This is a genomic window from Promicromonospora sp. NPDC052451 (assembly GCF_044547525.1).
Taxonomy (GTDB): Bacteria; Actinomycetota; Actinomycetes; order Actinomycetales; family Cellulomonadaceae; genus Promicromonospora.
Window position 1 is genome coordinate 378042 of sequence record NZ_JBIUAP010000001.1, and the last position, 12470, is coordinate 390511.

The 12470-nt window shown below is 71.7% G+C and carries 10 protein-coding genes; 7 read left to right on the forward strand and 3 right to left on the reverse strand.

From position 1 onward, the window contains the following. Nucleotides 1–114 precede the first annotated feature (114 nt). Nucleotides 115–2166: a hypothetical protein gene (locus tag ACIG47_RS01650; protein ID WP_397429333.1), complete on the forward strand. Its 2052-nt coding sequence runs from the start codon at nt 115–117 to the stop codon at nt 2164–2166. Between the two features lie 138 nt (nt 2167–2304). On the opposite strand, the gene ACIG47_RS01655 is transcribed toward ACIG47_RS01650, so the two are convergent. After that, nucleotides 2305–3012: a DUF305 domain-containing protein gene (locus ACIG47_RS01655; protein WP_397429524.1), complete on the reverse strand. Its 708-nt coding sequence runs from the start codon at nt 3010–3012 to the stop codon at nt 2305–2307. Nucleotides 3013–3264: 252 nt separating this feature from the next. Between ACIG47_RS01655 and ACIG47_RS01660 the strand changes: the two genes are divergently transcribed. Together ACIG47_RS01660 and ACIG47_RS01665 are read left to right on the forward strand one after the other, a co-directional pair. Continuing rightward, nucleotides 3265–4677 carry an LVIVD repeat-containing protein gene (locus ACIG47_RS01660; RefSeq protein WP_397429334.1) on the forward strand — a complete coding sequence of 471 codons (1413 nt, stop codon included), beginning with the start codon at nt 3265–3267 and terminating at the stop codon, nt 4675–4677. A gap of 139 nt (nt 4678–4816) precedes the next feature. Further along, a complete protein-coding gene (locus ACIG47_RS01665; protein WP_397429335.1) occupies nt 4817–5593 on the forward strand; it encodes a DUF305 domain-containing protein in 777 nt (258 codons plus the stop codon). A gap of 11 nt (nt 5594–5604) precedes the next feature. On the opposite strand, the gene ACIG47_RS01670 is transcribed toward ACIG47_RS01665, so the two are convergent. After that, a complete protein-coding gene (locus ACIG47_RS01670; RefSeq protein WP_397412444.1) occupies nt 5605–6423 on the reverse strand; it encodes a type II CAAX prenyl endopeptidase Rce1 family protein in 819 nt (272 codons plus the stop codon). A gap of 190 nt (nt 6424–6613) precedes the next feature. On the opposite strand from ACIG47_RS01670, the gene ACIG47_RS01675 reads away from it, so the two are divergent. Together ACIG47_RS01675 and ACIG47_RS01680 are read left to right on the forward strand one after the other, a co-directional pair. Beyond that, complete coding sequence (locus ACIG47_RS01675) at nt 6614–8875, forward strand: carbon starvation CstA family protein (protein ID WP_397429336.1); 2262 nt, start codon at nt 6614–6616, stop codon at nt 8873–8875. Further along, nucleotides 8872–9108, forward strand: a complete 237-nt coding sequence (locus tag ACIG47_RS01680) for a YbdD/YjiX family protein (protein ID WP_397429337.1) — start codon at nt 8872–8874, stop codon at nt 9106–9108. The genes ACIG47_RS01675 and ACIG47_RS01680 overlap by 4 nt, the downstream gene beginning before the upstream one ends. Before the next feature lie 135 nt (nt 9109–9243). Here ACIG47_RS01680 and ACIG47_RS01685 read toward each other — a convergent pair whose 3' ends face one another. Next, complete coding sequence (locus tag ACIG47_RS01685) at nt 9244–10059, reverse strand: hydrolase (protein WP_397429338.1); 816 nt, start codon at nt 10057–10059, stop codon at nt 9244–9246. Nucleotides 10060–10202: 143 nt separating this feature from the next. On the opposite strand from ACIG47_RS01685, the gene ACIG47_RS01690 reads away from it, so the two are divergent. Then, the gene (locus ACIG47_RS01690; protein WP_397429339.1) at nt 10203–11723 is read left to right on the forward strand and encodes a sensor histidine kinase; all 1521 of its coding nucleotides are present in this window, start codon (nt 10203–10205) and stop codon (nt 11721–11723) included. Next, the gene (locus tag ACIG47_RS01695) at nt 11720–12466 is read left to right on the forward strand and encodes a response regulator (RefSeq protein WP_397429340.1); all 747 of its coding nucleotides are present in this window, start codon (nt 11720–11722) and stop codon (nt 12464–12466) included. Before ACIG47_RS01690 ends, ACIG47_RS01695 begins: the two co-directional genes overlap by 4 nt. Nucleotides 12467–12470 lie beyond the last annotated feature (4 nt).

Consider the following 12470-nt stretch of genomic DNA (forward strand, 5'->3'; position numbering starts at 1 on the left):
CGGCCCAGACGCCCGCGATGTCGGGCTTCGTGCCCGCCAACGGCGGCGGGCCCGGCGGACGCCGGTCGGACAACTTTCGCGGGTGACGACGCCCGCGGAGCGAGAGGTGAACCGATGACGCAGTTGCACGCATCACCGAGACCACGATCAGGACCTGGACCCACCATCCTCACGGCGGTCGGCGTCGCCATGCTGCTCGTCGGAGCGATCGTGGCCACCGCCTTCCTGCTCCTGTTCCAGAGCAGCGTGGCCGACGGCGCCGTCCGGCTCTCCGACGGTGCCGGCCGGCTGAACGACGGCGTCCAGGCCGACCTGGTCTCCGGCGTCGGCGACCTCAGCGCCGGGGCGACAGAGCTCAACGACGGCGTGCAGAACGAGGTGGTGCCCGGCGTCGAGGCGCTCGCGGACGGGGCGGGGCAGCTCGACTCCGGGGCGGCACGGCTGCGCGAGGGCGTGATCAAGCTGCACGACGGGTCCAAGAAGATCGCGGACGGGACGGCGGAGACGGCGTCGGACGTGGCTGATCTGGCGGACGCGTCGCTGCTGCTGACGGCGGGGTCGACGAAGCTGGAGGACGGGCTGGGGAGGCTGGACTCGGGGCTCGGCACGCTGAGCACGGCGGCGCCCGACCTGGCGGACGGTGCCGCGCGGCTGGCGGACGGTGCACACCAGGTGCAGGGCGGCGTGTCGCTGCTCAGCGAGCGCGCAGCCCCGCTGGACGACGGCGCGAAGCGGCTTGCCGACGGTTCCGCACAGGTCCACGCCGGGACCCAGGAGCTCAACGGCGGACTGTCGCGGCTCGCTGCGAACAACGGCCTCATCCTGGGTGGTACCAGCGACGTCCGGTCCGGTGCCGCGAGGCTGGCCGCGGGTGCTGTCTCGCTGGACGACGGCGCCGACCAGCTCGCGGCCGGGGTGCAGCAGCTCGACGCGCAGGCTCCGGTGCTCGCCGCCGGAGCCCAGAAGGTGGCTGCGGGTGCGAAGAGCGTCGCTGACGGCGCCGCTCCGGTGGCAACCGGCGCGGGCGCGGCTCAGGCCGGTGCCGCGGAGCTGGCGACAAAGCTCGGTGGCCTCGTCGACGGTGCCAGGCAGGTACAGGGCGGAAACGCTGCGCTGAAGCAGCAGCTCGCTGCTCTGGCCGAGGCCACCGAGGACCCGGCGCTCAAGGAGAAGCTCCAGGCCCTGGCGGGCGTCGCGGGAGGTCTCGAGACGGGCGCGGGACAGGTCGTCGGCGGAGCCACTCAGGCGCAGGGAGGTGCGGCTCAGCTCAGCGAAAGGCTGGAGCAGCTCTCGGTGGGTGCCGCGCGGGTCGCCGCCGGTTCGGCCGAGGTGGCAGCAGGCGCCACGGACGTCTCGGGTGGCGCACAGGCGCTGACCGGCGGCATCGACACCCTGGCGGCCAAGGTGCCCGGCCTCACCGCGGGAACCGAGCAGCTCAGGTCCGGAAGTGCCGACCTGCAGGCCGGGCTCGGCCACCTGGCACCCGGCATCGAGCAGTACGTGGCCGGCGTCGGGAGCGCGTACCAGGGCAGCACCAAGCTCGTTGCGGGCTCGGCACGGACCGCATCGGGTAGTGCGGAGCTGGCGGCCGGGACCGGTCTCCTGAAGGGCCGCCTGCCTGCGCTGCTCGCCGGCGCCACGAAGGTCGCCGACGGCAACACCAGCCTCGCCGGCAAGACGCCTGGTCTCGTGTCCGGTGTGCAGCAGCTCCACGACGGATCAGGGCAGCTTGTCGACGGCTCCGGCCGTCTCGTCGACGGCATCATCGAGGTCCGCGACCGCGTCGTCCCCAAGGTCGAGAAGTCCCAGCGCCTGGCCGACGGTTCGGTGACCTTGCGCGACGGGCTGAGGGACGCCCGCAAGGGCACCCGAACGCTGGTCGACGGAACCAGCGTGCTCGACGACGGCACCCAGACGCTGGCCACGGGTGCCACGGACCTGGCCGACGGCACCCAGCGGCTCGCGGACGGCTCCGCGCAGCTCGCCTCCGGGACCACCACGGTGGCGGACGGGACGATGCAGCTGTCGGCCGGCACCGGGAAGCTCCGCACCGACGTGGACGCCGCCCCGGCGGGGGCCATCGGCATCGGCGTGATCCTCGCGGCGGCGCTCGGTGTGCTGGCGGCCGTCGCGGGCCTGATCCTGCTGGGCCGCCGTCGGGCCTGACCGAGCGCCGACGGCGGGCCGTCTCGGGGGCTGATCCGACCGGGTGCCTGCCCGGACGCGCACAGGACACCGAGTCAGCCGGTTGGCTCTACCAACCGGCTGACTCGGCTTCGCCGCTCAGCCTCGTCGAGTGCCGCCTCACAGCTCGGCGAGCATCTGGTCCAACCGGTCGATCTCCGCCATCTGATCGGCGGCGATGTTGTTGGCCAGCTCCAGCACCCGCTCCTCGCTGCCCGAGGCCGCGACCTCCTTGCACATGGTGAGGGCGCCCTCGTGGTGCTTGATCATGCCTTCGAGGTACAGGCGGTCGAACTCCTCGCCCGACGCCCCCTCAAGAGCTGCCATCTCGGCCTCGGTCAGCATCCCGGGCATGGCGGCGTCGTGCCCGTGCTCCGGGGCGCGCGGGCCGGAGCCGTCCCCAGGCTCGGCGGTCACGGGCACGGGATAGTCGTTCTCCTCCAGCCAGCCGGCCATGAGGTCGATCTCGCTGCCCTGCACCACGTCGATGCGGCTCGCGAAGGTCTTCAGCTGCTCCGACTCGGCGCGCTCCGGCGCCAGCACGGACATGTCGATCGCCTGGCCGTGGTGCCAGATCATGTCGGTCAGGAACTGGGCGTCGGCCTTCGAGAAGGGTGCCTGGGCGGGTGCCCCCTCGTAGTCCTCGGGCGCGACGGTCTTCGCGGGCTCTCCCGGCTTGCCCGGCTGCACCACCACGGAGCTCGGGGTCGAGATGGCCTCCGGTTCCTCGTCCGGGCCGCAGGCGGACAGCACGAGGGCGGGCGCGAGGACCGCCAGGCCGATCGCGACCGAGCGGGCGCGCGATCGTCGTCCGGCACCTGTCAGCATCTCCACGGTGGTCCTCTCGTGCGGCAAGCCTGTGTCATCGGCCGGTCATCGACACCCCTGCCCGGGGTCGCGGACCATGCTTGCGCCGGAATCTACCAAGCCCCCATGACGCCGGATACCACCCGGCCCGCGCCCCTTCCGCACCACTCGGTGACGGTTTGTCACCACCATGTTAAAGATCACGAAACTCCTGGTCCTGGGAGGTCCCTGTGAGGAACACTGCCCTCAACCGACCTAGGAGGTGTGACGCCCGTGCGTCGTCCAACCTTTACCCGACCTCGTGCGCGGGGCGCCGCAGGCGTCGCCCTGACCGCGATCTTCGCCGCCGCGGCGGTGGCGCTCGCGGGGCCCGTGGCCTCGGCGTCCGTCGCGGAGCCGGACGTCCCGCCGGGCGAGACCGCGTCCTACAACATGACCCACCTCAGCAACCAGCCCAAGAACGGCGCGCTGCAGGGGACCGGTTCGGACATCGCCTTCCAGGGCAAGTACGCGTACGCCGGCAACTACGACGGCTTCACGGTCTACGACCTGACGGACAAGGAGAACCCGGAGCAGGTCGTCCAGGTCTACTGCCCGGGCTCGCAGAACGACGTCTCGGTCTACAAGAACATCCTGGTGCTCTCCACCGACTCGTCGCGCAGCGACGACTCGTGCGCCTCGACGTCGCTCCCCGCGACCGAGAAGAGTGCGTGGGAGGGCATCAAGATCTGGGACATCTCCAACCCGCTGTCCCCGCGCTACGTGAAGTCGATCGAGACCGAGTGCGGCTCGCACACCCACTCGCTGGCCCCCTCCAAGGACGGCCGCAACCTGTACGCGTACGTCTCGTCGTACTCGCCGAACGCGACGTTCCCGGACTGCCAGCCGCCGCACGACTTCATCTCGATCGTGAAGATCCCGGTGCAGAAGCCGACGGCGGCCAAGCTGGTCTCCACGCCGGTCCTGTTCCCGGACGGTGGCTACGAGGGTGACCCGAGCCGCAGCGCCTCCACGACGAGCGGCTGCCACGACATCACCACCTACGCCAAGTACGACCTGGCCGCCGGTGCGTGCATGGGTGACGGCATCCTCATGGACATCTCGAACCGTGAGCGTCCGCGCGTGATCAGCCAGGTGCGCGACACGGAGAACTTCGCGTTCTGGCACTCGGCCACGTTCAACAACGACGCCACCAAGGTGGTCTTCACCGACGAGCTCGGCGGCGGCGGCCTCGCGACCTGCACCGGTGAGTTCGCGCCGGAGCTGGGCGCCAACGGCATCTACGACATCGAGCGTGGGCGTCACGGCAAGAAGACGCTCGAGTTCGCCTCGTACTACAAGATCCCGCGCATCAACACGGCCGACGAGAACTGCGTGGCGCACAACGGCTCGCTGATCCCGGTCAAGGGCAAGGACCTCATGGTCCAGTCCTGGTACCAGGGCGGCGTCTCGGTGTTCGACTTCACGGACTCCTCCAACCCGCGTGAGGTCGCCTGGTTCGACCGCGGCGAGGGCGTGAGCAGCGGCGGTACCTGGTCGACGTACTACTACAACGGGTACGCCTACTCGAACGACCTCGGCATCGGGTTCGACACGTTCGACATCGACGACTCGATCGACGGTCCGGCCGAGCGGGTGCGGCTGAACAGCCTCAACCCGCAGATGCAGGAGTCGTTCGGCCGCTGACGCCCCGCGCGTCGTCGAACGACGAAGGACCGAGGCCCACCGGCGACCCGCCGGTGGGCCTCGGCGTCTGGGCCGAGCCGCACGGGTGAGGGATTTCCGTGATAGCGCTGCCAGGCCTTTCTGTGGGAACCTCCCGGACATGACACGCCAGGACTCGACGACCGAGGACACCACCCCGCCGTCGGGCACCGGAGCCGACGAGCGCGGGACGGCGTCGTCCCGCTACGACCTGGGCCGCCGCCTCCGGATCATGGGGGCCGTGCTCGCGGGCGGCCTGGCCGTGGTGCTGGCGCTGCTCCTGTGGCTCGGCGTGCTGGTGCCGGCGAAGCAGGAGGCCGCCGGGTACTCGGAGGCCGACTCCCGGTACGCCGCGCTCTCGATCGAGCACAACGCGCAGGCCGTGCAGCTCGCGGCGCTCGCGCCCGGGCGGTCGGACGACGACGAGGTGCTCGCCCTGGCCGTCGAGGTCGGCGAGGCGTCGGCGGGGCGGGTGCGCGAGCTCGCCGACTGGCTGGAGGCGCGCGACATCCCCGTGCCCGCCGCGGGCCGCGAGGCGCTCGCGCTGGCGGACGCCGGCCTGACCACCGAGCTGCCCGACGACGGCAGCGGCCCCCGGGCGGGCAGCACCGCACACTCGCACGAGGGCGGCAACCACGGCATGCTCACGGACGCGCAGGTCAACGGCATCGCCGCGCTGCAGTCGACCGACTTCGACATCGCTCTGCTCGCCGCGCTGGTCGAGCACCACTACGGCGGGCTCCAGCCGGCCGACGAGGAGATCGAGGGCGGCGAGGACGCCGAGGCCAAGGCCCTGGCGCAGGCCGAGGCCGACGCGATCCGCGTCGAGGTGGAGGACGTGCGCGACCTGCTGGCCGACGTCGGCGGGCCGGGGTCGACGAACGACCAGACGAGCTGACGGGCGGTGCCTCAGGGCGCCGTCACGAAGATGTCGAACAGCTCCGGGTGGTGCCCGTGCACCAGCACGCCGAACACCACGGCGTCGAACAGCAGGTGCACCGTCACCACGTAGGTCAGCGACTTGAACTTCGCGAAGATCCAGCCCTGGACCAGCGCGAACGGGATCGTCAGCAGCGGCCCCCACTCGCGGTAGCCGAGCTCCCACAGGAACGACACGAAGATCATCGACTGCAGCACGTTGGCCTGCCACGTCGGGAAGTGCTTGCAGTACAGGGCGAACACCACGCAGATGAAGAACAGCTCGTCCCAGATGCCCACGGCGTTGACACCCACGAACAGCCGCCAGATGTCCTGCGTCCCGTCCAGGTCGGGCCAGTTGAGGTACGCGCCCGAGCCCAGGAAGTAGAAGGGCAGCACCAGGTAGCCCACCGCCACCACGACCACGAGGTAGGTCCACTGGCCGCGGCCCCAGCGGCGTCCGGTCGCGACCGGGAACTGGATCGTGTCCTGCCGGAGCACGAACCGCGACAGCGCCCACGGCACCAGCACCGCTCCGCCGAGCGCCAGCGTGAACCGCAGCATGCCGGCGTCGGACAGGTCGGCCTCCAGGGAGATCAGCGAGATGATCCCCATGCCGACGCCGATCAGCGCGAGGTCGCGGCCGAGCGCCCGGTCGGCCCAGAGGCCGAGCGCGATGCCCAGCACCAACGGCAGGTACGCCACGGGGCGGATGTGGACGGCGAACAACAGGATGGCCGACGCCGACACCAGGAAGGCGGCGGTGAGCCGCGCCGGGCCGGTCAGCGAGGCGGGCAGGGTGAGGGTCACGGGGACGAGGCTCCCACACCCCGCGGGCCGGACGTACAGGTCACACCAGGGTTCTGTGCATCCGACACCCGGTTTCACGGACGTCGGGGCTGGTCCTTGGTGTTCTTCGCCGTCTAGGGTCGGGGCACGGTAACGATTCATCAAGGATCCGGCCCCCTGACGGGCCGGCCACCCCGGCAAGGAGGCCGTCGTGCGCTCACCCGAGCACGTTGAGCTGGTCCGGAACGACCCGGACCTCCCCCCGGTCGCGGTCATCGACCGCAGACCCATGACCACCGGCAAGAAGCTGGTCTTCGCCGCGATCGGGCTCCTCGCGGCGATCGCGTGGGCGCTCGTCGCGTTCGCGCGCGGCGAGTCGGTCAACGGCGCGTACTTCGTGGTCGCCGCCGTCGGCACCTACGTCATCGCCTACCGCTTCTACGCCCGGCTCATCGAGTACAAGGTGGTGCGGCCGCGCGACGACCGGGCCACCCCCGCCGAGGAGCACGAGAACGGCCGCGACTTCGCGCCCACCGACCGGCGCGTGCTGTTCGGCCACCACTTCGCGGCCATCGCGGGCGCGGGCCCGCTGGTCGGCCCGGTGCTGGCGGCCCAGATGGGCTACCTGCCCGGCACCCTGTGGATCATCATCGGCGCCGTGCTGGCCGGCTGCGTCCAGGACTATCTCGTGCTGTGGCTGTCCACGCGCCGCCGCGGCCGCTCGCTCGGTCAGATGATCCGCGACGAGATGGGCTCGGTCGGCGGTGCCGCCGGCCTGATCGGCGTCTTCGTCATCATGATCATCATCCTGGCGGTCCTCGCACTCGTGGTGGTGAACGCCCTGGCCGAGTCGCCGTGGGGCGTGTTCTCCGTGGGCATGACCATCCCGATCGCCCTGTTCATGGGTGTGTACCTGCGGTACATCCGGCCCGGCCGGGTGTCCGAGGTCTCCGTCATCGGCGTGGTGCTGCTGGTGCTCGCCATCGTCGCGGGTGGCTGGGTGGCCGACACCCCCTGGGGCGCCGAGACGTTCACGCTGGAGCCGGTCACGGTCGCCTGGCTGATCGTGGGCTACGGGTTCCTCGCGTCCGTGCTGCCCGTGTGGCTGCTGCTCGCCCCGCGCGACTACCTGTCCACGTTCATGAAGGTGGGCACCATCGTCCTGCTCGCCGTGGGCGTGATCGTGGCGCAGCCCGCCGTGCAGGCGCCCGCGATCTCCAGCTTCGCGATCGAGGGCAACGGACCTGCGTTCGCCGGGTCGCTCTTCCCGTTCCTGTTCATCACCATCGCCTGCGGTGCGCTGTCCGGCTTCCACGCGCTCATCTCGTCCGGCACCAGCCCCAAGCTGGTGCAGAAGGAGAGCCAGCTCCGGCTCATCGGCTACGGCGGCATGCTCACCGAGTCGTTCGTGGCGATCATGGCGCTGGTCACGGCCATCTCCATCGACCAGCACCTGTACTTCACGATGAACGCCCCCGCCACGCTCACCGGCGGTGAGCCGGGTACCGCCGCCGACTACGTCAACGGCCTCGGCCTGGCCGGCCCGCCGGTCACGGGCGAGGAGATCCAGGCCGCCGCCGACGGCGTGGGCGAGGAGTCGATCATCTCCCGCACCGGCGGCGCCCCCACGCTCGCGTTCGGCATGTCCCAGATCCTGGGTTCGTTCCTCGGCGGCTCCGCGATGACGGCGTTCTGGTACCACTTCGCGATCATGTTCGAGGCGCTGTTCATCCTCACCACGGTGGACGCCGGTACCCGCGTGGCCCGCTTCATGCTCTCCGACACGCTGGGCAACCTCGGTGGCCCGCTCAAGAAGTTCCGCGACCCGTCCTGGCGGGTGGGCGCGTGGATCTGCTCGATCGTGGTCTGCGGCCTGTGGGGCGCGATCCTGCTCATGGGCGTGACCGACCCGCTGGGCGGCATCAACACGCTGTTCCCGCTGTTCGGCATCGCCAACCAGCTCCTCGCCGCCATGGCGCTCGCCCTGGTCACCGTGGTGGTGGTCAAGAAGGGTTACCTCAAGTGGGCGTGGATCCCGGCGGTGCCGCTGGTGTGGGACCTCGCGGTGACCATGACGGCGTCGTTCCAGAAGATCTTCTCGCCCGAGCCGAGCCTGGGGTACTGGGCCCAGCACAACGCGTTCCGCGAGGCGCGGGCCGCGGGCGAGACGTCGTTCGGCACCGCCGCCGACACGACGGCGATGGACGCCGTCATCCGCAACACGTTCCTGCAGGGCACCCTGTCGATCGTGTTCGCGCTGCTCGTGCTGATCGTGGCCGTGGTGGCGCTGTGGGTGTGCGTCAGGGCGATCCGGGCGGGCGGCCTGCCGACCACCGAGGAGCCGGACACGCCCTCGTCGACGTTCGCGCCGTCGGGCCTCGTGTCCACCGACGCAGAACGGGAGGTGGCCGCGCAGTGGACCACCTACTACGACGAGAACCCGGACAAGCTCCCGACCGGGACGCACGCGTGAGTGTGCACCCGGTCGCCGGCCCGACGGCGGACGGCGGCGTGCTCGCCGTCGTCCGCCGGGGCTGGCGCGCCCTGGCCTGGTACGTCACCGGCGTGCTCGGCGAGAGCGACTACCAGCGGTACGTGGCGCACCTGCGCCGCGTGCACCCGGACGCTGCGGTGCCGACGGTCCGGGAGTACTGGCGGGAGCGCTACGCGGCCCAGGACGCGAACCCGGGCGCCCGCTGCTGCTGAGCCGGGCCGGCTGCCCGGCGGTCCCGCCCGGGGGGGCGTGATCGGTAGAAGGTCAGGTGATCGGCAGCCCGGGCTACCGATCACCTGACCTTCTACCGATCACCCGGACCGGCACCGCCGGCACCCGAGCGCCCGTCACGTCAGGTGGTCGTACGCCCCGCTCGTCCACGCCGCATGCCTTTCCGCCGAGCGCAGCACCACCTCGCGGGCGTCGACCGGGATCACGCCCCGGAAGTTGTTGTAGAGCCGGTCGAACGCGAACCGGCTGACGTGGTGCGCCACCCGCTGCACCACCGGCCCCGACAGCGGGATCCGGTTGGGATAGCTACGCATGAACGACACCGACGTCCGGTCCGGGTTGGCGAAGATCGTGTCCCCGCTCAGCAGCACACCCCGGCCCCCGGCCCCGGGAGCCCAGTGCGCCACCGCGGACCCCGGGAAGTGCCCACCCGGCTGGCTCAACGTCACCCCGGGCAGGATCTCCCGGTCACCCTTCCACAGCTCCACAGCCTCGTCGGTGCGGGCCAGCCACCCGGCGTCCGCCTCGCTGACCAGCACGGGGACACCGCCCAGGCGCCGGCTCCACTCGACCTGCACCCCGTACATGTGCGGGTGGCTGGCCACGATGTACGCCAGCCCACCCAGGTCCCGCACCGCGGCCACGGCCTCGTCGTCCAGGTAGCCGGGCACGTCGAACATCAGGTTCCCGCCCGCGGTGCGCACGATCTTCGCCGTCGGGCCGATACCCACGTCCGGCACCGTCGTCAGACCGAACAGATCCGGCTCCAGCTCCTCCACGGCGATGCTCTGCCCCTGGGCCGCGAGCTCCTCCAGGGTGGTCCAGTGCTGGCCGTCGGCGGGCACCCACTGACGCTCGTCGGCGCAGACGGCGCACACCTCGGGACGGGACTCGTGCTCCACACCGCAGGTGCGGCAGATCCAGAACGTCATCGGACGGCTCCCCTTCGTCGGGCTGATGGTCGCCACGATGCGGCACCCGGGCGGCGGTGTCCAGCATGTTCGGCGTCGGCCCGTGGCCACTTCTCCGCCTCCAGGTGGAAGCGCCGGCGCGCGCGGGTTCCTAGGCTGGGGCCATGTCCGACGCACCACCGCAGCCCGAGGACGGGCGGTCCGCCGCGCCGCCCGTCGCACCGCGCCCCGACGACGGCGTGGCTGCCCGCGTGCTGGACTGGTTCGGCGTCGACTCCGACTGGGAGCGGCTGCCCGCGGGCCGCGACGCCTACCGGCGGGACCTGCTGCTGGGCGCCGGCTTCGCCGTGCTGGCGGCCGTCTCGGTCGAGCTGGGCCGCAGCATGGGCCTCTTCGAGGAGGTGCGGGAGCCGCTGTGGCTGATCTTCCTGCTGGGCGTGGTCAGCATGGTGCCGCTGGCGTGGCGCCGGCGCTATCCGCTGGTGTCGCTCGTGGTCGTGTACGCGTTGTGGCTGGGCATCGGGCTGACGATTCCCCAGATCACCGTGCTCATGCCCATGCAGATCATGTACTTCGTGGCCCTGTTCACCGCGCTCGCGTGGGCGCGCGACCGCCGGGCGATGCTCGTGGTGGTCAGCGCCTGCGTGCTCGCGATGTTCACGTGGCTCATCTGGATGTTCGCCGTGCAGCAGGGCGTCGAGACCATCGTGCAGGACTATCCGACGCGCGCCGACTGGCCGGGCGCGATCGAGCCGTACCTCGCCAACGCCGTCTACCAGATCGTCGTGAACATCGCGTTCTTCGGCGGTGCGGTGGTGGCCGGGCAGATGCAGTGGAACGCGGCCCGGCGGCGCGAGCAGCTCGCCGACCAGGCGGTGACCATCGAGAAGCAGGCGGACGCCCTCACGGACCAGGCAGTCGTTGCGGAGCGGGTGCGCATCGCGCGCGAGCTGCACGACGTCGTGGCGCACCACGTGTCCGTGATCGGGATCCAGGCGGCGGCCGCGCGCCGTGTCCTGGGCCGCGACCCCGAGCTGGCCGCCGAGGCCCTCGTCACCATCGAGCGGGAGTCGCGCGAGGGCGTCGCGCAGATGCGCACCCTGGTGGGCACGCTGCGCGCGGTGCCCGACGGCGACGCACACGGCGCCTCGCGAGCCCCTGAACCGGGCCTTGCCGACCTCCCGGCCCTGACGGCAGCAGACCACGACGGCCTCGACACCACGTTCCGCCAGGTCGAGGAACCACCGGGCGTCGCGGCCGCAGTGCCCGACCCGATGGGGCTGAGCCTGTACCGCACCGCGCAGGAGGCGATGGCGAACGTGCGCAAGCACTCGACGGCGCGGTCCGCGACGGTGACGCTCCGGGTGGTCCGCGACGGCGCCGACGCGTCCGACCAGCGGTTCGCGCACGGTTTCGCCGAGGTGGAGGTGCTCGACGACGGCCGGCCCCGCCGCGGGACGTCGGGGTCAGGGCTCGGGCTGCTCGGGATCCGGGAGCGGGCGGCGACCCACCAGGGCATGGTGGAGATCGGGCCGCGGGCGACCGGAGGGTTCCGGGTGCGGATGCGGCTGCCACTGCCGGCGCCCGACACAGCGGGCGTGACGGGTGAGGCGGGCGCGGCCGATCAGGAGGGCGCGGTCGGGGGGCCCGGTCTCGCCGGGACCAGGTCGGAGGTGGCGCGATGACACGCGTGCTGCTGGTCGACGACCAGGCGCTGGTGCGCTCGGGCTTCTCCCTCATCCTCTCGGTGGAGGACGACGTCGAGGTGGTCGGCCAGGCCGGAGACGGCGCCGCCGCGATCGAGCTGGCCCGGGAGCTGCGGCCCGACGTCGTGCTCATGGACGTGCAGATGCCCGTCATGGACGGCATCGAGGCCACCCGCCGGATCGTCGCGGAGGACCTGGCGAAGGTGCTGGTGCTGACGACGTTCGACCACGACGAGTACGTGTTCGACGGGCTCGCCGCAGGGGCTTCGGGGTTCCTGCTGAAGAACTCGGACGCGGAGCACCTCGTGGACGCCGTGCGGACGGTGGCCGCCGGGCACGCGCTCCTCGCCCCGCAGATCACACGGCGCGTGATCGAGCAGATGGTGGCCGGGGAACGTCAGCCGGCGGACGGTTCGGCGGCGCCGGGCGGGAGCCCAGGCGGAGGCCCGGTCGGGACGGCCTACGCCGGAGGACCGGCCGGGCCTGCAGGGAACCGGGGCGCGAGCCCGGCCCCGGTCCCCGCGGGCCTCGCGCTCCTCACCCCGCGCGAGCGTGAGGTGCTGGAGCTCGTGGGTACCGGTCTGTCTAACGGGGAGATCGCGTCGACCCTGTACCTCGGTGAGGCGACGGTGAAGACGCACGTCTCGAACGTGCTGGCCAAGCTGCACCTGCGTGACCGGGTCCAGGCGGTGGTGCTGGCGCACCGGGCGGGCCTGGTGTGAGCGG